The sequence below is a fragment of the Pseudacidovorax sp. 1753 genome, assembly GCF_040544975.1.
Taxonomy (GTDB): domain Bacteria; phylum Pseudomonadota; class Gammaproteobacteria; order Burkholderiales; family Burkholderiaceae_C; genus Xenophilus.
The window spans coordinates 61,054-84,744 of sequence record NZ_JBEPKY010000001.1; the positions used below are offsets into that span (position 1 = coordinate 61,054).

Consider the following 23,691-nt stretch of genomic DNA (forward strand, 5'->3'; position numbering starts at 1 on the left):
TCAGGCCCCGGCCACCTTCATGCGGTCGATCAGCATCGACCCGACCGTCTTGGCGCCGTAGTTGTAGGCGTCGGCCCCCACGGCCTGGATGCCCATCAGCATCGACTTGAGGTTGCCGGCGATGGTGATCTCCTGCACCGGGAACGCGATCTGCCCGTTCTCGACCCAGAAGCCGCTCGCGCCGCGCGAATAGTCGCCGGTGACGTAGTTGACGCCCTGGCCCATCAGCTCGATGACGAACAGGCCGGTGCCCAGCTTGCGCAGCATGGCGTCCAGGTCGTCGGCCGGGTCGGTCAGGCGCGAGCGCAGCGTCAGGTTGTGCGAGCCACCGGCATTGCCCGTGGTCTTCATGCCCAGCTTGCGGGCCGAATAGGTCGACAGGAAGTAGCCCTCCAGCCGTCCGGCGTCGACCACGGTGCGCGCGCGGGTGATCACACCCTCGTCATCGAAGGGCGCGCTGCCCTTGCCGCGGCGGATGTGGGGGTCTTCCGTCACGTCGATGTGCGAGGGCAGCACATCCTTGCCCAGCGAGTCGAGCAGGAAGGTGCTGCGCCGGTACAGCGATCCGCCACTGACGGCCTGCACCAGCCCACCCAGCAGGCCGGCGGCCAGGGGCGACTCGAACAGCACCGGGCACTCGGTGGTCTTGATCTTGCGCGACTTCAGCCGGCTCAGGGCCCGCTCGGCCGCATAGCGACCCACGGCCTGCGGCGAGGCCAGCTCATCCGCCGATCGCATGGAGCTGTACCAGGCGTCGCGCTGCATGTCGTCGCCGCGGCCGGCGATGGGCGCGACCGAGATCGAATGGCGCGAGCTGGCATAGCCGCCGCGGAAGCCATGCGTGTGCGCGCTGAAGAAGTGGCTTTGCTGGGCCGACACACCCGCGCCTTCGCTGTTGGTGATGCGGCGGTCGGTCGACAGGGCCGCTGCCTCGCACTCCAGGGCCAGCTTGGCAGCACCTTCGCTGTCGATGGCCCAGGGATGGAAGAGGTCCAGTTCCGGATGGTCCTTGGCGATGTCCGCCTCGTCGGGCAGGCCGCCGACCGGGTCCTCGGCCGTGAAGCGGGCGATGTCGTACGCCGCCTGCACCGTCTCGCGGATGGCCGCTTCCGAGAAGTCGGAGGTGCTGGCATTGCCGCGCCGGTTCCCCACGTAGACGGTGACGCCCAGCGACTTGTCGCGGTTGCGCTCCACGTTCTCGAGCTGACCCTTGCGCACCGAGACGCTCAGTCCGCAGCCTTCGGACGCCTCGGCGCCGGCGTCGGTGGCACCCAGCTTCTTGGCATGCGCCAGGGCGGTGTCGACCAGGTTCTCGAAGTAATCTCGGCTGTAGGCGAAGCCGCTTTCCGCGCGCGAAGTGGTGGTGCTCATGTGAGGGACAATGATAGCGACGCGCCCCCGATGGCCGGGCGGCGCACCCAATTCCCCCGCCATGCCCCGCAAACCCAAAAAAGGCTACTTCGTCCGTGGCCAGTTCGTCGCCGAAGGCAGCGAACTCGACATCGAATACAAGCGCGAGCTCAAGGGCGGCATCGAGACCAGCAAGACCGACCTCAAGCGCGAAAGCGCCGAAGTGCAGGCGCTGGGCGAGGCCCTGCTCACGCTGCGCGGCGAAGCCCGCGAGCGCCTGCGACTGCCCGATCAGCTCATCGAAGCCCTCAAGGAACTCGGCCGCATCACCAACTTCGAAGGCCGCCGGCGGCAGTCGCAGTTCGTAGGCAAGCTGATGCGCAAGCTGGACCCCGAGACGCTGGAGGCCGTGCGCACCGCCCTCGACGAGCAGGCCCGCGGCCCCGCCCATGCCACCGCCATGCTGCACGAGGCCGAGCAATGGCGCGAGCGCCTGCTGGCCGACGACGATGCCCTGGGCGCCTGGATCGAGACGCACCCGGGCACGGACGCCCAGCAGATGCGGGCCCTGGTGCGCCAAGCCCGCAAGGACCACCAGGCCGGCAAGCCCGGCGAGGCGCCCCGCCAGGGCAAGGCCTTCCGCGAGCTGTTCCAGCGCATCCGCGAGCAACTGTCGGTGCATGGGGACGACGACCATGCCGACCAGGCCGCGGCCCAGTCGCGCGAGGAAGACGCCTGATGGACGGCGCCGATTTCGCGCCGGTCAGGATCGGCATCGTCTCGGTCAGCGACCGCGCCAGCAGCGGCGTCTACGAGGACAAGGGCCTGCCCGCGCTGCAGGACTGGCTGACGCGGGCGCTCAAGAACCCCATCGCCTTCGAGCCGCGGCTGATTCCTGACGAGGCCGAGCGCATCAGCGCCGCGCTGGTCGAGCTGGTGGATGCCGGCTGCAGCCTGGTGCTGACCACTGGCGGCACCGGCCCCGCCCTGCGCGACGTCACGCCCGAGGCCACGCTGGCCGTCGCGCACAAGGAGATGCCCGGATTCGGCGAACAGATGCGGCAGATCGGCCTGCGTTTCGTGCCCACGGCGATCCTGTCGCGCCAGGTGGCGGTGATCCGCGATCGCAGCCTGATCATCAACCTGCCCGGCCAGCCCAAGTCCATCGCCGAGACGCTGGAGGGCCTCAAGGCGGCCGATGGCAGCCAGATCGTGCCCGGCATCTTCGCGGCCGTGCCCTACTGCATCGACCTGATCGGCGGGCCCTACCTCGAAACGCACGACGACGTCTGTAAGGCATTCCGGCCCAAGTCGGCGATTCGGCCGGCCCGCGACTGAGCACTTTTCTTCCCTGCCCGCCTGGCCACGCCAGGCGCCGGCACGCGCTCAGAACTCCGCGTCGAGCTCGTCGATCTCTTCGGGCTCCTGCAGGGCCGCGGCCATCCATTCGCGCATGGCCGGCAGTTCCAGCACCTGCTGGCTGTAGGACGCGCACAGGTCGTCCAGCGCCACGCCGTAGCTGCGAAAGCGCGTCACCACCGGCGCATACATCGCATCGGCCAGGCCCGGCCGATCGCCGAAGAGGAAGGGGCCGCCATAGGTCGACAGGCATTCGCGCCAGATCGCCACGATGCGGTCGATGTCGGCCTGTGCGCGCGACCACACCTTGAAGTCCTTGAAGCGGGCCTTGATGTTCATGGGCAAGGCGCCGCGCAGGGCTGAGAAGCCCGAATGCATCTCGCCGCAGATCGCCCGGCAGTGGGCGCGGGCGGCTGCATCGGTTGGCAGCAGGCCGGCCTTGGGGAAGTTCTCGTGCAGGTACTCGCCGATGGCCATGGTGTCCCACACCCGGATGCCCCGATGCTCCAACGAGGGCACGAGCATGGACGAGGACAGCAACAGCATCTCCGCCTTCATGGCCGGATCGTCGGGCGGGATGACCTTCTCGACGAAATCCAGACCCGCCAGCCTGCACATCAGCCACCCGCGGAGGGCCCACGCGCCGTAGTTCTTGCTGCTGATGGTGAGAACGGCCTTGGCCATGTCGAATGCTCCAGTCGGTGACTCCACCGGCAGCAGTGCAAAGCCTGTGCCAGAACAGTGCATGGGCCGCAGCCGGCCTGTGCACCGGCTTGGCCCGCAACTTGCCTTGACCGGGGCATGCTGTACCAGGCCTATCAAATGCAGGCCGACCTGCTGTCGCCGCTGCGGCAGCTGTCGCACTTCTTCGGACATGCCCTCTTTGCCGCCGGCAACGAGCGCACCATTCCCCGGCGCCTGTCGGCGGCGATGGACGTCTTCGACCGGCTCAAGCTCACCCACCAGCGCCCCGACTACGGCATCCGCGAGGTGACGATCAACGGCGAGGCCGTGCCCGTGGTCGAGGAAAAGGCCCTCCAGGCCCCTTTCGGCACATTGCTGCGCTTTCGCAAATTGCGGCCGGCCGATGCACCAGCGGAGCCCCCCGTGCTGCTGGCCGCACCGTTGTCGGGCCATTTCGCCACCCTGCTGCGCGAAACGGTGCGCACCCTGCTGCGCGACCACGACGTCTACATCACCGACTGGCACAACGCGCGCGATGTGTCGCTGGCCCATGGCCGCTTCGGCCTGGACGAGTACACGCTGCAGCTGATGGACTTCCTGCGCGCGGTCGGGCCTGGCGTGCACCTGGTGGCGGTGTGCCAACCTTGCGTGGCCGCCCTGGCCGCCACCGCACTGATGGCCGAGGACGACGACCCCGCCGCCCCGCGCAGCCTGACGCTGATGGCCGGGCCGGTGGATTGCCGCATCAACCCGACGCAGGTCAACCGCCTGGCCACGGAGCGGCCCATCGACTGGTTCGAGCGCAACCTGATCAGCCATGTGCCACTGCCGCATGCCGGCTTCATGCGCCGGGTGTACCCGGGCTTCGTGCAGCTGTCAGCGTTCATGAGCATGAACATGGAGCGGCACAAGGAGCAGTTCCGCCGCCTCTATGCCCATCTTGTCGAGGGCGAAATGGACAAGGCCCAGGCCATCCGCACCTTCTACGAGGAGTATTTCGCGGTCAACGACCTGCCGGCCGAGTTCTACCTGGAGACGGTCGAGCGGGTCTTCCAGACCTACGACCTGCCGCGCGGCGAGCTGACCGTGGCCGGCCGGCGGGTCGATCCGCGGGCCATCCGCCGCACCGCCCTGCTCACCGTGGAAGGCGAGCGCGACGACATCTGCGCCGTGGGCCAGACGGTGGCCGCGCAGGACCTCTGCAGCAGCATCCGGCCCTACCTGAAGGCGCACCACCTGCAGGCGGGCGTGGGCCATTACGGCGTGTTCAGCGGCAGCAAGTGGAATGCGCAGATCTATCCGCGGGTGCGCGAAACAATCCATCAAGCCGCTGAACTGGGGTGACGTCCTTCTGTCGCCTCCACACGGCCGTAAAAAAGCCGCGTGCCCCAGCAGGCGACGCGGCTTGTCTTGTCGCTGCCTCGCCTCAGAGCGAGGGCCGGTTCTGCGCGTTCTCTTCTTCCGCAGGCCAGTCGCGGATGTAGGCCTTGAGCATCTTGTTCTCGAAGTTCTGGCTGTCCACCACGGCCTTCGCCACGTCGTAGAAGCTGATCACGCCCATCAGCATCCGCTTGTCCATCACCGGCATGTAGCGGGCATGGCGCTCCAGCATCATGCGGCGGACCTCGTCGAGGTCGGTCCCGTTGGTGCAGGTCAGCGGCGCATCGTCCATGGCCGTGCGCACCCGGGTGTCGCCGATGGCGCCGCCGTTGCGCTGGATCTGCAGGATCACCTCGCGGAAGGTGAGCATGCCCACCAGGTCACCATGGGACATGACCACCAGCGAGCCGATGTCCTTGTCTGCCATGACGCCCACCGCCTCGGCCAGCGGATCGTCGGGGCCGATCGTGTAGAGCGTGTTGCCCTTCACGCGCAGGATGTCGCTGACTTTCATCGGGATGCTCCTCAAGAAACCGTCCTGAAAATATAGCCCACAATCCCTTGCAACTGGCGCCCGGCCTCGACACTTTTCTCAGGGCCAGCCCGCAGGCACTGACAAGGAGACACGCTTGATACCTCGCCTTTGCGCACGCCCCATGCTCGGAGCCCAGCCATGAGCGGCTATTCCGACCCCGGCTTCGACACCCTGGCGCTGCATGCCGGCGCGGCGCCCGACCCGGCCACCGGCGCCCGCGCGGTGCCCATCCACCTGACGACCTCCTTCGTCTTCGAGTCCAGCGACCATGCGGCGGCGCTGTTCAACCTGGAGCGCGCGGGCCACGTCTACAGCCGCATCAGCAACCCGACCAATGCGGTGCTGGAGCAACGGGTGGCGGCGCTCGAAGGCGGCATCGGCGCCATCGCGACCGCCAGCGGCCAGGCCGCACTGCACCTGGCCGTGGCCACGCTGATGGGCGCGGGCTCGCACATCGTGGCCAGCACGGCGCTCTATGGCGGCTCGCAGAACCTTCTGCACTACACGATGCGCCGCTTCGGCATCGAGACCACCTTCGTCAAGCCCGGCGACATCGACGGCTGGCGCGCCGCCATCCGCCCCGAGACGAAGCTGCTCTTCGGCGAGACCGTCGGCAATCCCGGCCTGGACGTGCTGGACATCCCCACCATCGCCCAGATCGCACGAGAGGCCAGGGTGCCGCTGCTGGTCGATTCGACGCTCACCTCGCCCTACCTCATCAAGCCCTTCGACTGGGGCGCGGACCTGGTCTACCACTCCGCCACCAAGTTCCTGTCGGGCCACGGCACGGTGATCGGCGGCGTGCTGGTCGACGGCGGCAGCTTCGACTGGGAGGCCTCCGGCCGCTTCCCGGAGCTGACGCAGGGCTACGACGGCTTCCACGGCATGGTGTTCAGCGAGGAGAGCACTGTGGGCGCCTTCCTGCTGCGCGCGCGCCGCGAAGGCCTGCGGGACTTCGGCGCGGCCATGAGCCCGCACACGGCATGGCTGATCCTGCAGGGCATCGAGACGCTGCCGCTGCGCATGGAGCGCCACGTGGCCAACACCGAGCGCGTCGTGCAGTTCCTGGCCAGCCACCCCTTCGTCTCGCGCGTGGGGCATCCGCTGCTGGAATCGCACCCCAGCCATGCACTGGCCAGCCGGCTGTTGCGCGGCGGCGCGCGCGGCGCGGGGGCGGTGTTCAGCTTCGACATCAAGGGCAGCCGGGCGCAGGGCAAGGCCTTCATCGAGGCGCTGCGGCTGTTCAGCCACCTGGCCAACGTGGGCGACTGCCGCTCGCTGGTGATCCATCCGGCCAGCACCACGCACTTCCGCATGAGCGACGAGGCGCTGGCAGGCGCCGGCATCGGCCAGGGGACGATCCGCCTGTCGATCGGTCTGGAGGATGCGGACGACCTGATCGACGACCTCAAGCGCGCCCTCAAGGCTGCCGAGAAAGCGGGAGCCTGAGATGGAATTGCAGGTCAACGGCCACCGCGCCTATGCCTATACCGGCGGCAAGCCCTTCGACGCCGCCAGGCCCACCGTCGTCTTCATCCACGGTGTGCTCAACGACCACAGCGTGTGGATCCTGCAGAGCCGCTGGTTCGCGCACCACGGCTGGAACGTGCTGGCGGTGGACCTTCCCGGCCACTGCCGGAGTGAGGGCGCGCCGCCCGCCTCGGTGGAGGCGGCGGCCGACTTCGTGCTCGCGCTGCTCGATGCCGCTGGCGTGGGGCGCGCCGCGCTGGTGGGCCACAGCTTCGGCTCGCTGATCGCCCTGGAGGCGGCGGCGCGGGCGCCGGATCGCATCACGCATCTGGCACTGGTGGGCACGGCCTATCCGATGGTGGTGTCGCCAGCGCTGCTGGAGAGTTCGCTGAACGCGCCGCAGAAGGCCATCGACATGGTCAACGTGTTCTCGCATTCCATGTTGGCGCCGCCGCCCTCCTCGCTCGGACCGGGCACCTGGCTGATGGGCGGTTCGCGGGCGCTGATGCGGCGGGTGCTGGCGAGCAACACGGCCGTCAACGTCTTCCACACCGGCTTCAAGGCCTGTAACGACTATGCGGGCGGTGAGGCGGCGATGGAGAAGGTACGCTGCCCGGTGCTCTTCCTGCTGGGCGGCGCCGACCAGATGACACCGCCGCGCGCCACCAAGGCGCTGCGCAACAAGGCGCCGGGGGCCCGCGTGGTGACGGTGAAGGCCGGCCATGCCCTGATGAGCGAGGCGCCCGACGCGGTGCTGTTCGCGCTGCGCGACTTCCTCAGTTGAGGACGATCAGGCGCTCGACCTCCACCTCGGTGGTACGCAGGCCCTTCTCGAATTCGCCGTGCAGTTCCACGCGCTGATCGGCGCTGAGCGTGCGGCCGGCCGGGAAGTGCTGTGGCTCGATTTCCACGCGGATGCGGCCGGTGTCGTCGGCGAAGGTGTAGTTCTCGCCACCATCGTGCGACACGATGCGGCCCTGCAGCCGCACCTGCTGGTCGTCACGGCCGCTGTCGAGCAACTGGCGCACGGTGCTGACGGGCACGGTGCTGGGGCCGCTGTAGCCGCCGGTCGCTGCGGCCACCGGGGTCGGCGCGGCGCTCTGTGCGGAGGCGGCACTGCCTGCGGCGCCGGCCGTACCGGCGGCCAGCAGCGAGAGGGCGAGGGTCGAGGCGAGGATGGAAGAACGCATGGTGCAAGGCTCCTGAAGAGGGTGGGACGAAGCCGGTTCGGCTGGACGAATCCGACGGGACGAAGGCTGTGCCCGGAATCCCGGGCCAGTGAAGCCATTGGGCGGCCCGAAGATGAAGGCCAACTGATGGCCTCGGTGCGTGTCAGCGTGGCGGGAAGTCCACGATGGCCGAGAGTCCCTGCCCGTCCAACCCTTCCTCGAAATGCAGCCGCGCCCCGTGCAGCGCCGCGATGCGCGCCACGATGGACAGGCCCAGCCCGTTGCCCGGCTGGCCGCTGCCCAGCACGCGGAAGAAGCGCTCGCCCAGCCGCCGGCGCTGCGCAGGCGGCACGCCGGGCCCGTCGTCGCGCACGGCCAGGCGCGTGCCGCCGCCAGGCAAGGCGGTGCTTTCCACGCGGATGCGCGTGTCGGGGCCGCCGTAGCGGCGGGCGTTGTCGATCAGGTTGCGCACCAGCGTGGCCAGCAGCGCAGGATGGCCGACGATGACCGGAACCGACAGTGCCGTCCCGACGCGCACAGTGTCGGCAGGCGCCGCGCCGGGGCCGCCACGGCCCGGCCCGGCGCCGGCCAGCGCCTCGTCCACCAGGGGCGCCAGCGACACCGGCTCGACCGCCTCCAACGTCTTCACCGGGTCCAGCCGCGCCAGCGCCAGCAGGCTTTCGACCAGCTGCGTGCTGCGGTCCACGTCGGCCCGCAACTGCTGCGCTTCCTCCGCCGGCAGGTGGCCTTGGCGGGCGAGCAGTTGCACGCGGTTGCGCAGGGCGGCCAGCGGCGTGCGCAGCTCGTGCGCGGCGTCGCTGGTGAAGCGGCGCTCGTTTTCCATCGCCATCCCCAGGCGGGCCAGCAGGCCGTCCAGCGCGCCGAGGATGGGACGCAGCTCCTGCGGCATGCCTTGCGCGTCGACGGGCGTCAGGTCCTGCGGCGACTTGGCGGCGATGCCGGCGGCGGCCGTCTCCAGCGGCCGCAGAAACCGGCGGATGGCGAACCAGCACACGGCCACCAGCAGCAGCAGCAGGCCCAACGCCGGCCAGGCCAGTCGCTCGGCGATGTCCTCCAGCAGGTCCAGTCGCTCCTCCCAGGGCTGGCCGACCTGGGCCTGCAGACCGGTGGCGGGGTCGCGCCGCACATGCACGCGCCAGTACTGGCCGTCGACCCGCACGTTGTAGTGCTCGTCGTCGCCCGTGAGCGGCGCGACGAAGGGCGTGGCCGGTGCATCCCTGCCCCGCTGCAGCACGCGGCCGTCGGGCGACACCAGTTGGTAGTAGATGCGCAGGCGCAACCCATCGCTGCGCGCGCCGGCCGCCGCCGCCGTGGCGGGCTCGCGGCCCAGGCGCAGCACGAGCTGGGCGCTTTCCTCCAGCGCCTCGTCGAAGGTCTCGCTCACGCCATGCCAGGCCACCTGGATGACGATGGCCAGACTGACCAGCCAGACCACCACGCTGGCGGCCACGACGGTGGCCAGCAGGCGGCGGCGCAGGGACCAGGGGCGGTCCGCCCTCATGCGGGCGCCAGGCCGTAGCCCTGGTTGCGCACCGTCGTGATGAAGCCGCTGCCCAGCTTGCGCCGCAGGTTGTAGATGTGGACCTCGATGGCGTTGCTTTCCACCTCTTCGCCCCAGCCGTAGAGCGCCTCCTCGATCTGCGCGCGGCTGAGGATGTGGGTGGGTCGGCGCATCAGCGCTTCGAGCACGGCGAACTCGCGCGCCGTCAGCGACACGGGGGCGCCGTCCCGCGTCGCGCGCTTGGCGACCGGGTCGAGCGTGACGCCCCCATGCTGCAGCACTGGCGTGGGCTGCCGGGCTTCGCGCCGCAGCGCCGCGCGCACACGGGCGGAAAGTTCTTCGAGGTCGAAGGGCTTGACCAGGTAGTCGTCGGCGCCCAGGTCCAGGCCTTCGACGCGGTCGGCCAGGGTGTCGCGAGCGGTGATGAGCAGGACGGGCAATGTGGCGCCACGGGCGCGCAGGGCCTGCAGCACGCCGTCGCCATCGAGCCCGGGCAGGCCCCGGTCGAGCAGCACGCACTGGTAGTCGTGCGTGGCCAGCGCCGTCACGGCCTGGTCGCCGCGCAGCAGCCAGTCCACCGCGTGGCCATCCATCTGCAGCCACGACTGCACGGTGGCGCCCAGCGAGGCATCGTCTTCGACCAGCAGGATCCGCATGGAGGCAGCCTAGGGTCCGAGGATGAAGTGAATCTGAGGCCCGTCACGCCCCGTCGACGGCGAAGGCATCGTCCTGCCGCGCCGCCAGCGCCTGCAGCAGCGCGGTGACCGCGGCATCGGCGGGCCGGGCCGCGGGCGGCGACTCCAGCATGCGCGCCAGGGTGCCGGCGTGCGGCAGCATCGGGCCCAGGAAGTGCACGCCCTGCGGCCCCGCCAGCAGCAGCGTGGGAAAGGTCTCGACGTCGAATTCGTCGGCCAGGTCGGCATGGTCCTCCACGTCGACCCAGGCGAAGCGCAGCTGCGGATGCGTGCGCTGGGCCTCGGCGAACAGGGGGCGGTAGTCACGGCAGGTGCCGCACCATTCGGCGCACAGGCACACGGCCCAGGTGGAATCGGCTGCGGGGGCGTCGGTCACGGTGCGGGCGTCAGGGTCTTGGGAAGGGGCTTTGGCCACGGAAAAGGCCGTCGCTATTATGGGCAACGCCCTCCGAGGCGACAGGAGACTGCGATGAATCCCTCCCCCGCCGCCACGCGCACGCCGGCCGGTGCCGCCGTCGATCCGCGCCAGTTCTCGAGCTTTGCCGAGTTCTACCCCTTCTACCTGAGCGAGCATGCAGACCGCACCTGACGGCGCCTGCATTTCATCGGCTCCACGCTGGCGCTGGCCAGCCTGGCGGTGCTGGTGGTCACGGCCAACCCGTGGTGGCTGCTGGGCGCGCTCTTCGCGGGCTATGGCTTCGCCTGGGTCGGCCACTTCGCCTTCGAGAAGAACAAGCCGGCCTCCTTCAAGCGGCCGCTCTACAGCTTCATGGGCGACTGGGTGATGTACCGGGACATCTGGGCGGGGCGCGTCAAGCTCTGATCGGGACAGCGCAGGGAAGCCGCCCGAACGCGGCCGCGGACACTCAGGTGCCCACACCACCCGCCAGCGGGATGCCTTCGGCAGAGCCCGGCGAGCGCTCCGACGCCAGCGCGTCGGCCAGCGTCAGGCGCGCCAGCGGGGCCCGCTCCCACATCGGCTCCAGCACCGGCTTGCGAGGCAGGAGCAGCGCCTCGACCATCGGCGCCAGCGGCGTGGCGGCCGGGTCCACCAACAGCACGTAGCGCGGATCGCCGCTCGCCGGCTCCTCGGCCAGCGGCGCCGCCCAGTCGAGCGATACCAGCGCCTCGATGACCGGGGTCAGCTGCAGCACGTCGGCCCGCAGACGCCTGGCCATCTCCTGCACCCCCATCCCGCGCGCGGGTCCCTTGCGGGCCTGGGCCAGCAGGCGAAGCGCCTCGATGCCGAGCTGCATGGGCCAGCCCGGCCGACCACCGCGCCGGGCCACGCCAGACAGCAGGATCGGCAAATAGGCCGCGATCACCGCACCCAGCAGCACGATCACCCAGGCGGTGTAGATCCAGATCAGCAGGATGGGCGCGGTGGCGAAGGCGCCATAGAGCACCGAGTACGTGGGCACGAAGCTCAGATACCAGGCCAGCACCCGCTTGGCCACCTCGATGGCCGCCGCGACGAACAGGCCACCCGCCCAGGCATGGGCCCAGCGCACCTGTGTGTTCGGCACATAGTGGTAGAGCGAGGCCATGCCCAGCGCCAGCAGCAGGAACTCCGCCCCATCGAACAGCCAGCGCAGGTTCAGCCCCGACTCGCCGATCAGCCCGCGCGAGGCACTGAACACGTAGGCCGTGGTCGACAGGCTCACCGCCAGCAGCAGCGGGCCCAGCGTGATCGAGGCCCAGTAGATCAGCACCCGCTGCGCCAGGGGCCGCGGCCGCTGCACCCGCCAGATGCCATTGAGCGTCTTGTCGATGGTCAGGATCAGCGCGATGGCCGTGATCAGCAGCACCCCGAGGCCCACGATGCCCAGCCCGCTGGCCGCACCGGCGAACTGCGTCAGGTAGCCCAGCACCTGGCGCGCGATGTTCTCGGGGATGAGGCTTTGCACCAGCCAGCGCTGCAGCCGGTCCTGCAGCGTGGCGAAGATGGGGAAGACGGTAAACAACGCCAGTGCCACCGTGAAGAAGGGCACCAGGGCGATGGTGGTGGTGAAGGTGAGGCTGCCGGCCGTCAGGGCCAGCCGATCGTCGCGGAACCGCTCGCCCAGCACCGCCGCGGTGCTGCGCCACGGAAAGCGCGTGAGATCCCTCCAGAGCCGATGGCGAATCATGCTGGGTATCATGCCACCGCCTTTCGACACCCCCGCCGCGCCCGTCTGCCGCGGCCTCTTTTCCTCCCCCCGGTTTGAACACGTCCTCCGCCCCTCCCTCGGCCTCCGTCGTCGCCACGCGCGTGCTGGCGGTGGGCTGCCTGCTGGGGCTCATCGGGCTGGGCCTGGCCTGGGAGCTCTGGCTGGCGCCGTTGCGCCCCGGCGGCAGCTGGCTGGCGCTCAAGGTGCTGCCCCTGCTGGTTCCGCTGGCGGGGCTGCTCAAGTGGCGCCTGTACACCTATCGCTGGCTGAGCCTGATGATCTGGCTCTATTTCACCGAAGGCGTGGTGCGCGCCTGGAGCGACACGCTGCCGACGAGCCGCGCCCTCGCGGGCATCGAGATCGCGCTGTGCCTGCTGCTCTTCGTGGCCTGCGCCTGGCATGTGCGCCTGCGGCTGCGGGCCGGCCAGCGGATGCGCGCTGCCGATCCATCGACTTCCTGAAACCATGACAACCCCTGCCCTGATCGAATCGCTGCGCGCCATCGTCGGCGCCGCCCATGTGCTGACCGACGGCGACCTCACCGCCTACGAACAGGACTGGCGCAAGCGGGCCCGCGGCAAGGCGTTGGCCGTCGTGCGCCCCGGCAGCACCGCCGAGGTGGCGGCCGTGGTCAAGGCCTGCGCCGCCGCCGGCACGGCCATCGTGCCCCAAGGCGGCAACACCGGCCTGGCGGTGGGCTCCATCCCCGACGAGAGCGGCAGCCAGGTGGTGCTGAGCCTGGCACGCATGGCCGGCGTGCGCGAGATCGACGCGGCCAACCTCACCATCACCGTGGAGGCCGGCTGCGTGCTGCAGGTGCTGCAGGAGACCGCCGCCCAGGCCGGCTTCCTGTTCCCGCTGAGCCTGGCGGCCGAAGGCAGCTGCACCATCGGCGGCAACCTGGCGACCAACGCGGGCGGCACCCAGGTGCTGCGCTATGGCAATGCCCGCGAGCTGTGCCTCGGCCTGGAGGTGGTGACGGCCCAGGGCGAGGTGTGGGACGGCAGCAGCGGGCTACGCAAGGACAACACCGGCTACGACCTGCGCGACCTGATGGTCGGCAGCGAAGGCACGCTGGGCATCATCACGGCCGCCACGCTCAAACTCTTTCCGCAGCCGGCGGCGCGGCTCACGGCCTGGGCGGCGGTGGGCTCCTTCGAGGACGCCGTGCAGCTGCTGGGCCAGGCCCAGCGGCACCTGGGCGCAGGCCTGACGGGCTTCGAGGTGATGGGCCGCTTCGCCCTCAGCCTGGTGCGCCGGCACATGCCGCAGCTGCGCGTGCCCTTCGCCGACGAGGCGGGCGACGGCCATCCCTACTTCGTGCTGCTGGAGAACTCCGACAGCGAATCCGAGGAACACGCCCGCGCCCGCTTCGAATCGCTGCTCGAATCGGCCTTCGAATCCGGCTGCGTGGCCGATGCCGTGGTGGCCGAGAACCTGTCGCAGGCGCACGAGCTCTGGCACATCCGCGAGAGCATTCCGCTGGCCCAGGCCGAGGAGGGGCTCAACATCAAGCACGACATCTCATTGCCGGTGTCGCGCATCCCGGCCTTCTGCGCCGAGACCGACGCCCTGCTGGCGCGCGAGATTCCGGGTGTGCGGCTGGTCAACTTCGGCCACCTGGGGGATGGCAACCTGCACTACAACGTCCAGGCGCCAGCCGAAGGCGATGCCAAGGCTTTCCTGCGCGAACAGGAGAAGCGGGTGAACGAACTCGTCTATGCGCAGGTGCAGAAGTTCGGCGGCTCCTTTTCGGCCGAGCACGGCATCGGCAGCCTGAAGGTCCAGACGCTCGAACAGCACAAGTCGCCGGTGGCGCTGGGCATGATGCGGGCCATCAAGTCGGCGCTGGACCCACAGGGCCTGCTCAATCCGGGCCGGGTCCTGGCCGCCTGAACGCCTGCGCGACCCGGTGCCTGGGACACTCCTGCATGCCCCATGCCGTCGCCCGCCTGCGTGCGGACCGTCTCGCGCGCAGCACCAAACCCTTCATGGCGCGCGGCGGCTTCAAGCGCGAGCGTTGTCCGGCCTGCCGCCTGGTGCCCAGCCACTGCATGTGCGCCCTGCGGCCGGCGCTGGCCGTGCGCGCGGGCGTGTGCCTGCTCATGGCCGACATCGAGCCGCTCAAGCCCACCAACACAGGCTGGCTGGTGGCCGACGTGGTGCCCGACACCTTCGCCTTCGGCTGGACGCGGACGCAGCCCGACCCGGGCCTGCTGGCGCTGCTGCGCGACCCGCAATGGCAGCCGCTGGTGGTGTTTCCCGGCCAGTACGCCGCGCCCGAGCGTGTGGTCGAAGCCGTGCCTCCGGCTGCGGCGGCGAACGGTGAGGACGGTCGGCGCCCGCTCTTCGTGCTGCTGGACGCCACATGGACCGAGGCGCGCAAGATGTTCAGACGCAGCCCGTACCTCGATGCCTTCCCGGTGCTGAGCCTGTCGCCGACCAAGTCGTCCCAGTACCGCCTGCGCCAGACCTGCCACGAGCACCACCTCTGCACCAGCGAGGTCGCAGCGCTGTGCCTCGAACTCGCCGACGAGCCGCTGGCGGCCCGCGTGCTCGACGCCTACCTGGACGTCTTCACCCATCACTACCTGCAGGCGAAGAACCAGCAACCGGTCGACCCGGACGGCAGCGCCCGGCAACGGCTGCGCGCACTGTCATCAGCGCCGACCACTGATCCCGGCGCGGGCGACGCGCGCCCGGAGGGCGCCTTCTAGAATCCGGCCTGCTTTTGCGACCGCCCCATGACCCGCGCCGACACCCACCCCATCCGCTCCCAGTACGAAGACTTCATGCGCCATGTGGACACGCATGGCGTCTTCAAGAGCGACCGCACCGGCACCGGCACCAAGAGCGTGTTCGGCCACCAGATGCGCTTCGACCTGCGCGAAGGCTTCCCGCTGGTGACCACCAAGAAGGTTCACCTCAAGTCCATCATCCACGAGCTGCTGTGGTTCCTGGCCGGTTCGTCCGACAACAACTGGCTGCGCGAGCGCGGCGTGACCATCTGGGACGAATGGGCGCGCGAGGACGGCGACCTCGGCCCGGTGTACGGCGTGCAGTGGCGCAGCTGGCCCACGCCCGATGGCGGTCACATCGACCAGATCGCCCAGGTGGTCGAACAGCTCAAGACCAACCCCGACTCGCGCCGCATCATCGTCAGTGCCTGGAACGTGGCCGAGCTCTCGAAGATGGCGCTGATGCCCTGCCACGCCTTCTTCCAGTTCTATGTGGCCGAGGGGCGGCTGTCGTGCCAGCTCTACCAACGCAGCGCCGACATCTTCCTTGGCGTGCCCTTCAACATCGCCAGCTATGCGCTGCTGACCCACATGCTGGCGCAGCAGTGCGACCTGGAAGTCGGCGACTTCATCTGGACCGGCGGCGACTGTCACATCTACAGCAACCATGCCGAGCAGGTGGCGCTGCAGCTCTCGCGCGAGCCGCGGCCCTACCCGACGCTGCGCATCAGGCGCCGGCCGGCCAGCATCTTCGACTACCAGTTCGAGGACTTCGAATTCGAGGGCTACGACCCGCACCCGGCCATCAAGGCGCCGGTGGCGGTCTGATCCAGGCGCTGCCATGTCGAAGGGCCGCCTGAACCTCATCTACGCCCGCGCCGCCAACGGCGTCATCGGCCGGAACAACGCCCTGCCCTGGCACCTGCCCGAGGACATGGCGCACTTCCGCACGCAGACCCGCGGCTGCCCGGTCATCATGGGCCGCCGTACCTGGGATTCGCTGCCGCCGCGCTTCCGGCCGCTGCCGGGCCGCACCAACATCGTCGTCACGCGGCAGGCGGCCTGGCAGGCCGAAGGCGCCGTGCGCGCACACAGCCTGGCCGAGGCCATCGCCGCCGCCGGCGATGCGCCGGAACTGTGGGTGATCGGCGGGGCCCAGCTCTACGCCGAGGCCGCGCCCATGGCCCGGCGCGCCGTCGTCACGGAAATCGACCGCGACTACGAGGGCGACGCCTTCGCGCCGGTGCTCGATGCCGGCTGGAGCGAAACGGCGCGTGAATCACACGTCAGCTCCGCGCTCGAGGGGTTGCCCTTCGCCTTCGTGACCTACGAGCGGGGCTGAGCGGCCGCCCGGCGTCCGCTGCGTCCGCCGATGAAACTCAAGCACCTCGAGGTGTTCCACGCCGTCATGCTGACGGGCAGCGTGAGCGCGGCCGCGCGGCTGCTGCATGTGACGCAGCCGGCTGCCACGCAGACGCTGCAGCATGCCGAGCTCCAGCTGGGCTATGCCCTCTTCACGCGGCAACGCAACCGGCTGGTGCCGACGGCCGAGGCGCAGGCACTGTATGCGGAGGTGCAGCCGCTGATGGCACAGCTGGAGCGGGTGCGCCGCGTCGCGCTGGCGCTCGGACGCGACCAAGGTACGCCGCTACGGGTGCTGATCGTGCCCTCGCTCGCGGTGCGGGCGCTGCCCGATGCGCTGGCCGTCTTCAAGCGCCGCCATCCCGAGATGCCGGTCACCATCCGCACCCTGCATTCGCGCGAGATCGCGCAGGCCATGGCGCTGCACGAGGGCGACGTGGGCATCGTCTACGGCAGCGCGCCGCATCCGGCACTGCACGAGGAGGCCATCGCGAGCGGCCGGCTGGTGTGCGTCTCGCGGGTGGATCATGCCGGCGCCGACACCCGCGCCACCGTGGCGCTGGACGAGGTGCTGCGCAGCCCCATCATCCGCATCGACGAGCGCGACCCCATCGGCACCATGCTGGCCGAACAATGGTCGCGGCTGGGCGTGGCGCCCACGGGCGGCATCACGGTGCAGACGCACCACATCGCGCTGGTGCTGGCCGAACAGGGTTTCGGTCCGGCCATCGTCGACTCCTTCACCGCCCAGGCCCGGCGTGACGAGGCCCTGCATGTGCGCACGCTGCTGCCGGAGATCCCGGTGGAGGTGCGGGCGCTGCTGCCGCAAGGCGTGCGCTCGCCGCGGCCGGTGGCCGACTTCCTGAAGGCGCTGCGGGCCGTCACCGCCGAGCCTCGCTGAGCGGTCGGCTGCACCCACGCCGGGCCGGAAGGCCGGCAGGACCGGGCAGCGGCGGGCTCGTCGACGCGGGCGGGGATCAGGCCGACGCCTTCTGCCGCACCGGTTCACCTGCGCGTTGTGCCAGCGCCCAGGCCACCGTGGCCCGCGCCAGGGCGGCCGTTGCATCGATGACCGGCAACCCGGCACGAGCGGCATCGAGCACCAGCGGAATCTCGGTGCAGCCCAGCACCAGGATGCGCGCGCCGCGGTCGGCCAGGGCCTGGGCGGCCTGACGCAGGCAGGTTTCGCCCTGTGCCAGATCGCCGGCCTTGATGGCCTGGATGCCCGGCACCACCCACCGTGCCAGTTCGTCCTGCGTCGGCATCTGCCAGTGGACGGAGGCGCCGGCGCGCCGGACGTACAGGCCCGACGCCAGCGTGGCCGGCGTGGCCAGCAGACCGAGCGCGGCCCCGGGCGGGGCCTGCCGCACAGCCTCGTCCAACGCGACATCCACCAGGTGGAGCATCGGCAGGCCGAGCGCGGCCTGCAGCGGCTCGAACCACAGGTGCGCCGTGTTGCACGGCATGACCAGCAGCCGAACGCCCGCATCCGCCAGCCGCCTGGCGCTGTCCACGAGCGCAGGCAGCGGCGACACGCCCTCGCCCAGGAAGGCGGCGGTCCGGTCGGGAATCTGGGGGATGGAGCTGACCAGCAGCGGCAGGTGATCCTGGTCGCAGCGGGCGGGCGTCGCGGCCAGCACCTTGTGCATGAAGTCCAGGGTCGCGAGCGGCCCCATGCCGCCCAGGATGCCGATGGGGGCCAGCGAGGGCGTGTCGCCGCCAGCCTCGGGCGCGGTCATCGTCGGCAAGGAGGCGGCAACAGGCATGGACCGATGCTAGGTGGCCGCCCGAGGCCGCGGCCATCGCGTCTGCGGCGGCAGCCATCAGCACGGCTTATGGTCTTCGTCATCCCCAAACGCACGTCGGACCGCGAAAATGCGCGCGATGAATGCAGACCCCCTGCGCCCGCGTGTCTACCTGGCGGGCCCGGACATCTTCCGGCCCGACCATCCGGCCGTGTTCCGCGAACTCAAGCGGCTGTGCAGCGCCTGCGGCCTGGAAGGCGTGGCGCCTTCCGATGCCCATGTCGACCTGGCCGGAGCCGTGGGCGACGACGAACAGGCCCGCCGCATCTACCAGGGCAACATCGACCTGATCCGCAGCTGCAGCGGCGTGATCGCAAACCTGCAGTGCTTCCGCGGGCTGGAGCCCGATTCGGGCACGGTCTTCGAGGTCGGTTTCGCCATCGCGCTGGACAAGCCGGTGGTCGCCTACGGCGTGCCGGCGGGCAGCTATGCCGACCGGGTCCGGGCCGCACGGCCCTGCGGCACCGACAGCCACGGCGTGCTGCGCGAGCAGGCGGACGGCACCGAGGTCGAGGGCCGGGAACAGCGGCTGAACCTGATGCTCACGGGCGCCACGCCCTTGGCCGAGGACGCCGCCAGCGCGATCCGGATGCTCGCCCGTCTGCTGGGGGCCGGCGCCCCATGAGGCCCGGCGCCGCGGCAGGCGCACGCCACTGGCGCAGGCTGTGCCTCGGCGCGCTGCTGTGGCTGGGCCTGGCGGCCTGGGCCGTGGCGCAGGGCATCGTCGCCTCGCCGTCCGAGCGACTGGCGCCCGCGGCCATCGGCCGCCAGGCCGGCGGTCTGCCCCTGGCCTGGCACCTGCAGGTGCTGGACGACACCAGCCGCACGCTCACGCTCGACGAGGTGCGCCGGCCCGAGTGGCAGTCGCGTTTCATGTTGCCGGAGGATCCGCTGCGGGGCCGCGAGGCCGATCGGGTGCTGTGGTTCAAGTTCCAGCTGCGGCTGGCCGATCCGGCCGACGCGCCGCAGGAATGGCTGCTGCTGGTCCCTTCGGTCTCCACGCACGAGATGCGGTTCTACGGCCCCTTCGCGCCCGACGGCCATGCGCTGGCCGAGCCCGTGGTGACGGGCATGCGGCATCCCTGGCGCACGCGCCAGGCCTCGTCCGAACAGATGGCCTGGCGCTTCCACCTGCCCGACGCGCAGCCCTATACGGTCTATGTGCGGGCGGAATCCACCTTCGCCCGCGTCTACGACATGCGTGTCTGGCGCACCGCCGACTACCTGGAATCCACCCAGGACAAGCGCATGTTCGACGGCATCAGCTACGGCATCCTCATCGGCCTGCTGGTGTACGGCCTGGTGCTGCTGCTGGTCTTCGGCGAGGCCATCTACGTCTACTACCTGCTGTCCTGCCTGTGCGCGCTCGGTGCCATCGCCGGCTTCAACGGGCACCTGCTGCGCTACCCCTTCGCCAACTGGCCGGCAGCGGCGGGCGTCTCCTACACGCTCATGCCGGCGTTGTGGGCGATCTGCAAGCTGCAGTTCGGGCGACGGCTGCTCAACCTGCGGCAGTTTGCGCCGTGGCTCGACCGGCTGGTGGTCGCCCTGCTGGCTGCGCTGGGCGTGGCCGCCGTGTACGGCCTCTTCGGGCCGCATCCGCTGCTGACCTTCAACCTGGTGCAGGCGTCGGTGGTGCTCGCCTCGGCCGTCCTGCTCGCCGGCGCGATCGTGGCGGGGCGGCGCCGCTACTGGCCCGCAGTGCTGTACTGCGTGGGCGTGGCCCTGCTGCTGCTGACCGTGGGGGCCATCGTCTTCGCCAGCTGGGGATTGATCGACTGGAAGCCCGGTCACATGAACCTCACGCAAGGTGCGCTGGTGCTCGAACTGGTCGTGTTCGCCGTGGCAGCCGCTTCGCGCCTGCGGCTGGTGCTGCGCTCGGAACAGGCGCTGGCCGCCCACAACCTGGAGCTGGTGGACGCCTTGCGGACCGACTCGCTCACGGGCGTGGCCAGCCGTGCCGGCCTGGAGGTGCAGGCCGATCGGTGGCTGCGCGAGGGGCGCCCCTTCGCCGTGCTGCTGCTGGATCTGGACGGTTTCAAGGCAGTGAATGACCGCCACGGCCATGCGGCCGGCGACGCCGTGCTCGCGGCGCTGGCCGGCCGCCTGCGCGAGTCGGTGCGCGACTCGGACCTGGTGGCCCGCCTAGGCGGCGACGAATTCGCCTTGCTGGTCGCGGGCGACCCCCATCGCGATGCGCTTGCCGCCCTGGCGCAGCGCCTGCTCGGCCAGGCCGCCCTGCCCGTGGACTGGGAAGGCCAGGGCCTGCGCGTCGGCATGAGCATCGGCATTGCCTGCCGCCCGCAGGACGGCGACAGCCTGGACGCACTGCTGCGCGCCGCCGACCGCGCGATGTACCACAGCAAGCAGCAGTCGCACGCGCCCGGATTCAGCTTCGCGGGCGACATGTCCGCGCCCTGAAAGCACAAGGCCCGGACATGCCGGGCCTTGTGGGAGGGTGGCGCCGCCGGCCTTGGGGCCAGCGGCGGCGCCGGGGTTCAGCGCTCGATGGTCAGCGCCACGCCCATGCCGCCGCCGATGCACAGCGAAGCGATGCCCTTCTTGGCATCGCGGCGGGCCATCTCATGCAGCAGCGTCACCAGGATGCGGCAGCCGGAGGCGCCGATCGGGTGGCCCAGCGCGATGGCGCCGCCATTGACGTTGACCTTGCTGGTGTCCCAGCCCATTTCCTTGTGCACGGCGCAGGCCTGGGCGGCGAAGGCTTCGTTGATCTCCAGCAGGTCCAGGTCGGCGGCCTTCCAGCCGGCGCGCTCCAGCGCCTTCTTCGAGGCCGGCACCGGGCCCATGCCCATGATGGCCGGGTCGAGGCCAGAGGTGGCGAAGCTGGCGATGCGGCCCAATGGCGTCAGGCCCAGGGCGGCAGCCTTCTTGGCGCTCATCACCACCACGGCGGCGGCGCCGTCGTTCAGGCCCGAGGCATTGCCCGCCGTGACGCCACCGGCCTTGTCGAAGGCGGGACGCAGGCCGGCCAGGCCGTCGGCGCTGGTCTTGCGGTTGATGAATTCGTCGGCATTGAAGACGATGGGGTCGCCCTTCTTCTGCGGGATGTTGACGGCGGTGATCTCGTCCTTGAACTTGCCCGCGTCCTGGGCGGCCGCCGCCTTCTGCTGGCTGGCCAGGGCCAGTTCGTCCTGGGCGGCGCGGCTGATGTCGTACTGCTTGGCCACGTTCTCGGCCGTGATGCCCATGTGGTACTGGTTGTACACGTCCCACAGGCCGTCCACGATCATGGTGTCGACCAGCTTCCAGTCCCCCATGCGCTGGCCGTTGCGGGAGTTGGGCAGCACGTGCGGCGCCAGGCTCATGCTTTCCTGGCCGCCGGCCACCACGATCTCGCTGTCGCCGGCGTTGATGGCCTGGGCGGCCAGCATCACGGCCTTCAGGCCCGAGCCGCAGACGGCATTGATGGTCAGGGCCGGCGTCTCCTTGGCGCCGCCGCTCTTGAGCCAGGCCTGGCGGGCCGGGTTCTGGCCAGCGCCGGCGGCCAGAACCTGGCCCATGATCGCCTCACCCACCTGGCCGGCCTCGACCTTGGCACGGGCCAGGGCTTCCTTGATGACGATGGCGCCCAGCTCGGTGGCCGGGATGCCGGCCAGCGAACCGCCGAACTTGCCGATGGCGGTGCGGGTGGCCGAGACGATGACGATGTCTTCCATGGTGCTCTCTCTTCAGTGAAATCGTTGGGAAGGAAAAGGGATCAGGCCTTGGCCTTGACGTAGCGGCCCGGCGCCGGCTCGATGGCCTTGTAGGCCGCGCCGTTGCCATAGGCCTTGGGTGCGGGGACCTGCTTGCCGGCATGGCGCTTGAGCCAAGCGTCCCAGTCGGTCCACCAGCTGCCCGGGTATTCGGTGGCGCCTTCCAGCCACTCGGCATGCGTGGGCGGAAAGCTGTCGTCCTCGCGCAACCAGTGGCTGCGCTTCTTCTTGGCGGGCGGGTTGATCACGCCGGCGATGTGGCCCGAGGCGCCCATCACGAAGCGCATCGGCCCCGACAGCAGCTGCGTGGTGGCGTAAGCGCCGCCGATGGGCACGATGTGGTCTTCACGCGAGCCGTAGATGTAGGCCGGGATGTCGATGCGGCCCAGGTCCACCTTCTCGCCGCACACGGTGACCGCGTCCTTGTCGGCGAGCTTGTCTTCGAGGTAGGTGTTGCGCAGGTACCAGGCGTACATCGGGCCCGGCAGGTTGGTGGCGTCGCTGTTCCAGTAGAGCAGGTCGAAGGGCGGCGGCGACTCGCCCTTGAGGTAGTTGCCCACCACGTAGTTCCAGACCAGGTCGTTGGGCCGCAGGAAGCTGAAAGTGGCCGCCAGGTCGGCGCCGGGCATCAGGCCGCCCTGGCCCATCTGCATCTCGCGGAAGCGCACGAAAGCCTCGTCGATGAAGACGTCGAGGATGCCCGTGTCCTCGAAGCGCAGCAGCGTCGTGAGGAAGGTGACCGAGGCCGCCGGCTTCTGGCCGCGCGCCGCCAGCACGGCCAGCGCCGTGCCCAGGATGGTGCCGCCCACGCAGAAGCCCAGCACGTTGATCTTGCCGCCCCGCTTGTCCTGGCCGCTGATCGCCTGCACCGCGCCGATGGCAGTGATGGCGCCCTTCTCGATGTAGTCGTCCCAGGTCGTGTGGGCCAGCGACTCGTCGGGATTGCGCCAGCTGACGACGAAGGTGCGGTGGCCCTGCTCCACGGCATGGCGCACCAGGGAGTTGTCGGGCTGCAGGTCGAGGATGTAGAACTTGTTGATGCAAGGCGGCACCAGCAGCAGCGGACGCTCGTGCACCTTGTCGCCCAGCGGCTTGTATTCGATGAGCTGGAACAGTTCGTTCTCGAAGACCACGGCACCCTCGGTGGTGGCCACGTTGCGGCCCACCTCGAAGGCGCTTTCGTCGGTCATGCTCACATGGCCCTGGCGCAGGTCGTGCATGAGGTTCTGCATGCCGCGCGCGATGCTCTCGCCCTGCGTCTTGACCGCCTTCTGCTGCGCCTCGGCATTGAAGGCCAGGAAGTTGCTGGGCGCCGAGGCGGCCATCCACTGCTCGACCGCGAAGCGCAGCCGGGCCTGGGTCTTGGCGTCGGCCTCGACCGCCTCGGTCATGGCCAGCAGGGTGCGGGCGTTGAGCAGGTACACCGCGGCCGAGAAGGCGGCCATGGGGTTGGCGGCCCAGCCTTCGCCGGCGAAGCGCTTGTCGCCGGGCGGCGTGACCGACAGGCCTTGGCGCCACAGCGCGCCGGCCTCCTCGACATACTGCTGCTGGATGGCCTGCAGGCGGCCCGGGTCGAAGGAGAAGCGCGGCAACTCGGGCTGCGCGGCACCACCGAAGCTGCCGCCGTTGCCGAGCTGGCCGAAGGCGTTCATCGCCTTGCCCCAACCATCGGTCAATGCCTGCTGAAACGGCCCGAACATGGCGTTCATCTGGGCCTTCGCGTCTTGCTGGTTCATGGAGTCTCCGGTGCCTCACC

At 70.1% G+C, this 23,691-nt stretch carries 24 protein-coding genes and 1 pseudogene; 14 read left to right on the forward strand and 11 right to left on the reverse strand.

What is annotated here, in order from left to right; all coding sequences use genetic code 11:
* On the reverse strand, nucleotides 1-1,371 hold the full coding sequence (gene pmbA, locus ABIC63_RS00290; protein WP_354318268.1) for a metalloprotease PmbA: 1,371 nt from the start codon (nucleotides 1,369-1,371) through the stop codon (nucleotides 1-3).
* A gap of 61 nt (nucleotides 1,372-1,432) precedes the next feature.
* On the opposite strand from pmbA, the gene yjgA reads away from it, so the two are divergent.
* Nucleotides 1,433-2,089, forward strand: a complete 657-nt coding sequence (gene yjgA, locus ABIC63_RS00295; protein WP_354318269.1) for a ribosome biogenesis factor YjgA — start codon at nucleotides 1,433-1,435, stop codon at nucleotides 2,087-2,089.
* Entirely contained in the window at nucleotides 2,089-2,688 is a 600-nt protein-coding gene (gene mog / locus ABIC63_RS00300; RefSeq protein ID WP_294367491.1) for a molybdopterin adenylyltransferase, read from the forward strand. Before yjgA ends, mog begins: the two co-directional genes overlap by 1 nt.
* 48 nt (nucleotides 2,689-2,736) lie before the next feature.
* Here the strand turns inward: mog and ABIC63_RS00305 are convergent, their stop codons facing one another.
* Nucleotides 2,737-3,393, reverse strand: coding sequence for a glutathione S-transferase (locus ABIC63_RS00305; RefSeq protein ID WP_234196590.1), 657 nt, complete (start codon nucleotides 3,391-3,393; stop codon nucleotides 2,737-2,739).
* 117 nt (nucleotides 3,394-3,510) lie between these two features.
* On the opposite strand from ABIC63_RS00305, the gene ABIC63_RS00310 reads away from it, so the two are divergent.
* The gene (locus ABIC63_RS00310; RefSeq protein ID WP_354318270.1) at nucleotides 3,511-4,737 is read left to right on the forward strand and encodes a polyhydroxyalkanoate depolymerase; all 1,227 of its coding nucleotides are present in this window, start codon (nucleotides 3,511-3,513) and stop codon (nucleotides 4,735-4,737) included.
* Between the two features lie 82 nt (nucleotides 4,738-4,819).
* Here ABIC63_RS00310 and ABIC63_RS00315 read toward each other — a convergent pair whose 3' ends face one another.
* The gene (locus tag ABIC63_RS00315; RefSeq protein ID WP_354318271.1) at nucleotides 4,820-5,287 is read right to left on the reverse strand and encodes a CBS domain-containing protein; all 468 of its coding nucleotides are present in this window, start codon (nucleotides 5,285-5,287) and stop codon (nucleotides 4,820-4,822) included.
* 159 nt (nucleotides 5,288-5,446) lie between these two features.
* Between ABIC63_RS00315 and ABIC63_RS00320 the strand changes: the two genes are divergently transcribed.
* Both ABIC63_RS00320 and ABIC63_RS00325 read left to right on the forward strand, forming a co-directional pair.
* Entirely contained in the window at nucleotides 5,447-6,757 is a 1,311-nt protein-coding gene (locus ABIC63_RS00320) for an O-acetylhomoserine aminocarboxypropyltransferase (RefSeq protein ID WP_354318272.1), read from the forward strand.
* 1 nt (nucleotide 6,758) lies between these two features.
* Nucleotides 6,759-7,562: an alpha/beta fold hydrolase gene (locus tag ABIC63_RS00325; protein ID WP_354318273.1), complete on the forward strand. Its 804-nt coding sequence runs from the start codon at nucleotides 6,759-6,761 to the stop codon at nucleotides 7,560-7,562.
* On the opposite strand, the gene ABIC63_RS00330 is transcribed toward ABIC63_RS00325, so the two are convergent.
* From ABIC63_RS00330 to ABIC63_RS00345, 4 genes are all read right to left on the reverse strand, one after another.
* Entirely contained in the window at nucleotides 7,555-7,968 is a 414-nt protein-coding gene (locus tag ABIC63_RS00330) for a YgiW/YdeI family stress tolerance OB fold protein (RefSeq protein WP_354318274.1), read from the reverse strand. The two genes, ABIC63_RS00325 and ABIC63_RS00330, sit on opposite strands and share 8 nt — an antisense overlap.
* Nucleotides 7,969-8,110: 142 nt before the next feature.
* Nucleotides 8,111-9,469: an ATP-binding protein gene (locus tag ABIC63_RS00335; RefSeq protein WP_354318275.1), complete on the reverse strand. Its 1,359-nt coding sequence runs from the start codon at nucleotides 9,467-9,469 to the stop codon at nucleotides 8,111-8,113.
* The gene (locus ABIC63_RS00340) at nucleotides 9,466-10,125 is read right to left on the reverse strand and encodes a response regulator transcription factor (RefSeq protein WP_294367472.1); all 660 of its coding nucleotides are present in this window, start codon (nucleotides 10,123-10,125) and stop codon (nucleotides 9,466-9,468) included. The genes ABIC63_RS00335 and ABIC63_RS00340 overlap by 4 nt, the downstream gene beginning before the upstream one ends.
* 43 nt (nucleotides 10,126-10,168) lie before the next feature.
* Nucleotides 10,169-10,540, reverse strand: a complete 372-nt coding sequence (locus ABIC63_RS00345) for a thioredoxin family protein (protein ID WP_294367470.1) — start codon at nucleotides 10,538-10,540, stop codon at nucleotides 10,169-10,171.
* Nucleotides 10,541-10,633: 93 nt separating this feature from the next.
* On the opposite strand from ABIC63_RS00345, the pseudogene ABIC63_RS00350 reads away from it, so the two are divergent.
* Nucleotides 10,634-10,987 (forward strand): annotated as a pseudogene (locus ABIC63_RS00350) (Mpo1-like protein).
* A gap of 43 nt (nucleotides 10,988-11,030) precedes the next feature.
* Here ABIC63_RS00350 and ABIC63_RS00355 read toward each other — a convergent pair.
* Entirely contained in the window at nucleotides 11,031-12,305 is a 1,275-nt protein-coding gene (locus ABIC63_RS00355) for a YihY family inner membrane protein (protein ID WP_354318276.1), read from the reverse strand.
* Nucleotides 12,306-12,367: 62 nt separating this feature from the next.
* Here ABIC63_RS00355 and ABIC63_RS00360 point away from each other — a divergent pair, with 62 nt between their 5' ends.
* From ABIC63_RS00360 to ABIC63_RS00385, 6 genes are read left to right on the forward strand one after another with little or no spacing between them, the layout of a single operon-like run.
* On the forward strand, nucleotides 12,368-12,775 hold the full coding sequence (locus ABIC63_RS00360; RefSeq protein WP_294367464.1) for a DUF2069 domain-containing protein: 408 nt from the start codon (nucleotides 12,368-12,370) through the stop codon (nucleotides 12,773-12,775).
* A 4-nt stretch (nucleotides 12,776-12,779) separates the two neighbouring features.
* A complete protein-coding gene (locus tag ABIC63_RS00365; protein ID WP_354318277.1) occupies nucleotides 12,780-14,210 on the forward strand; it encodes an FAD-binding oxidoreductase in 1,431 nt (476 codons plus the stop codon).
* A gap of 35 nt (nucleotides 14,211-14,245) precedes the next feature.
* Nucleotides 14,246-15,031 carry a tRNA-uridine aminocarboxypropyltransferase gene (locus ABIC63_RS00370; RefSeq protein WP_354318278.1) on the forward strand — a complete coding sequence of 262 codons (786 nt, stop codon included), beginning with the start codon at nucleotides 14,246-14,248 and terminating at the stop codon, nucleotides 15,029-15,031.
* A gap of 27 nt (nucleotides 15,032-15,058) precedes the next feature.
* On the forward strand, nucleotides 15,059-15,880 hold the full coding sequence (locus ABIC63_RS00375) for a thymidylate synthase (RefSeq protein WP_354318279.1): 822 nt from the start codon (nucleotides 15,059-15,061) through the stop codon (nucleotides 15,878-15,880).
* A 13-nt stretch (nucleotides 15,881-15,893) separates the two neighbouring features.
* Nucleotides 15,894-16,394 carry a dihydrofolate reductase gene (locus ABIC63_RS00380; RefSeq protein WP_354318280.1) on the forward strand — a complete coding sequence of 167 codons (501 nt, stop codon included), beginning with the start codon at nucleotides 15,894-15,896 and terminating at the stop codon, nucleotides 16,392-16,394.
* Nucleotides 16,395-16,424: 30 nt separating this feature from the next.
* A complete protein-coding gene (locus ABIC63_RS00385) occupies nucleotides 16,425-17,315 on the forward strand; it encodes a LysR family transcriptional regulator (RefSeq protein ID WP_354318281.1) in 891 nt (296 codons plus the stop codon).
* A gap of 76 nt (nucleotides 17,316-17,391) precedes the next feature.
* Here the strand turns inward: ABIC63_RS00385 and cuyB are convergent, their stop codons facing one another.
* Entirely contained in the window at nucleotides 17,392-18,180 is a 789-nt protein-coding gene (gene cuyB / locus ABIC63_RS00390; protein WP_354318282.1) for a cysteate racemase, read from the reverse strand.
* A gap of 118 nt (nucleotides 18,181-18,298) precedes the next feature.
* On the opposite strand from cuyB, the gene ABIC63_RS00395 reads away from it, so the two are divergent.
* Together ABIC63_RS00395 and ABIC63_RS00400 are read left to right on the forward strand one after the other, a co-directional pair.
* Nucleotides 18,299-18,844 (forward strand): nucleoside 2-deoxyribosyltransferase, encoded by a 546-nt coding sequence (locus ABIC63_RS00395; protein WP_354318283.1) that lies wholly within the window; start codon nucleotides 18,299-18,301, stop codon nucleotides 18,842-18,844.
* Complete coding sequence (locus ABIC63_RS00400) at nucleotides 18,841-20,640, forward strand: sensor domain-containing diguanylate cyclase (RefSeq protein ID WP_354318284.1); 1,800 nt, start codon at nucleotides 18,841-18,843, stop codon at nucleotides 20,638-20,640. The genes ABIC63_RS00395 and ABIC63_RS00400 overlap by 4 nt, the downstream gene beginning before the upstream one ends.
* Before the next feature lie 77 nt (nucleotides 20,641-20,717).
* Here the strand turns inward: ABIC63_RS00400 and ABIC63_RS00405 are convergent, their stop codons facing one another.
* Both ABIC63_RS00405 and phaC read right to left on the reverse strand, forming a co-directional pair.
* A complete protein-coding gene (locus ABIC63_RS00405) occupies nucleotides 20,718-21,896 on the reverse strand; it encodes an acetyl-CoA C-acetyltransferase (RefSeq protein WP_354318285.1) in 1,179 nt (392 codons plus the stop codon).
* Nucleotides 21,897-21,937: 41 nt separating this feature from the next.
* Nucleotides 21,938-23,671: a class I poly(R)-hydroxyalkanoic acid synthase gene (gene phaC / locus ABIC63_RS00410; protein WP_354318286.1), complete on the reverse strand. Its 1,734-nt coding sequence runs from the start codon at nucleotides 23,669-23,671 to the stop codon at nucleotides 21,938-21,940.
* Between the last annotated feature and the right edge of the window lie 20 nt (nucleotides 23,672-23,691).

Bases quoted from the DNA above. Each gene is read 5' to 3' on its own strand.
- pmbA (WP_354318268.1), bottom strand. From the start codon at position 1,371: ATGAGCACCACCACTTCGCGCGCGGAAAGCGGCTTCGCCTACAGCCGA.
- yjgA (WP_354318269.1), top strand. From the start codon at position 1,433: ATGCCCCGCAAACCCAAAAAAGGCTACTTCGTCCGTGGCCAGTTCGTC.
- mog (WP_294367491.1), top strand. From the start codon at position 2,089: ATGGACGGCGCCGATTTCGCGCCGGTCAGGATCGGCATCGTCTCGGTC.
- ABIC63_RS00305 (WP_234196590.1), bottom strand. From the start codon at position 3,393: ATGGCCAAGGCCGTTCTCACCATCAGCAGCAAGAACTACGGCGCGTGG.
- ABIC63_RS00310 (WP_354318270.1), top strand. From the start codon at position 3,511: ATGCTGTACCAGGCCTATCAAATGCAGGCCGACCTGCTGTCGCCGCTG.
- ABIC63_RS00315 (WP_354318271.1), bottom strand. From the start codon at position 5,287: ATGAAAGTCAGCGACATCCTGCGCGTGAAGGGCAACACGCTCTACACG.
- ABIC63_RS00320 (WP_354318272.1), top strand. From the start codon at position 5,447: ATGAGCGGCTATTCCGACCCCGGCTTCGACACCCTGGCGCTGCATGCC.
- ABIC63_RS00325 (WP_354318273.1), top strand. From the start codon at position 6,759: ATGGAATTGCAGGTCAACGGCCACCGCGCCTATGCCTATACCGGCGGC.
- ABIC63_RS00330 (WP_354318274.1), bottom strand. From the start codon at position 7,968: ATGCGTTCTTCCATCCTCGCCTCGACCCTCGCCCTCTCGCTGCTGGCC.
- ABIC63_RS00335 (WP_354318275.1), bottom strand. From the start codon at position 9,469: ATGAGGGCGGACCGCCCCTGGTCCCTGCGCCGCCGCCTGCTGGCCACC.
- ABIC63_RS00340 (WP_294367472.1), bottom strand. From the start codon at position 10,125: ATGCGGATCCTGCTGGTCGAAGACGATGCCTCGCTGGGCGCCACCGTG.
- ABIC63_RS00355 (WP_354318276.1), bottom strand. From the start codon at position 12,305: ATGATACCCAGCATGATTCGCCATCGGCTCTGGAGGGATCTCACGCGC.
- ABIC63_RS00365 (WP_354318277.1), top strand. From the start codon at position 12,780: ATGACAACCCCTGCCCTGATCGAATCGCTGCGCGCCATCGTCGGCGCC.
- ABIC63_RS00370 (WP_354318278.1), top strand. From the start codon at position 14,246: ATGCCCCATGCCGTCGCCCGCCTGCGTGCGGACCGTCTCGCGCGCAGC.
- ABIC63_RS00375 (WP_354318279.1), top strand. From the start codon at position 15,059: ATGACCCGCGCCGACACCCACCCCATCCGCTCCCAGTACGAAGACTTC.
- ABIC63_RS00380 (WP_354318280.1), top strand. From the start codon at position 15,894: ATGTCGAAGGGCCGCCTGAACCTCATCTACGCCCGCGCCGCCAACGGC.
- ABIC63_RS00385 (WP_354318281.1), top strand. From the start codon at position 16,425: ATGAAACTCAAGCACCTCGAGGTGTTCCACGCCGTCATGCTGACGGGC.
- cuyB (WP_354318282.1), bottom strand. From the start codon at position 18,180: ATGCCTGTTGCCGCCTCCTTGCCGACGATGACCGCGCCCGAGGCTGGC.
- ABIC63_RS00395 (WP_354318283.1), top strand. From the start codon at position 18,299: ATGAATGCAGACCCCCTGCGCCCGCGTGTCTACCTGGCGGGCCCGGAC.
- ABIC63_RS00400 (WP_354318284.1), top strand. From the start codon at position 18,841: ATGAGGCCCGGCGCCGCGGCAGGCGCACGCCACTGGCGCAGGCTGTGC.
- ABIC63_RS00405 (WP_354318285.1), bottom strand. From the start codon at position 21,896: ATGGAAGACATCGTCATCGTCTCGGCCACCCGCACCGCCATCGGCAAG.
- phaC (WP_354318286.1), bottom strand. From the start codon at position 23,671: ATGAACCAGCAAGACGCGAAGGCCCAGATGAACGCCATGTTCGGGCCG.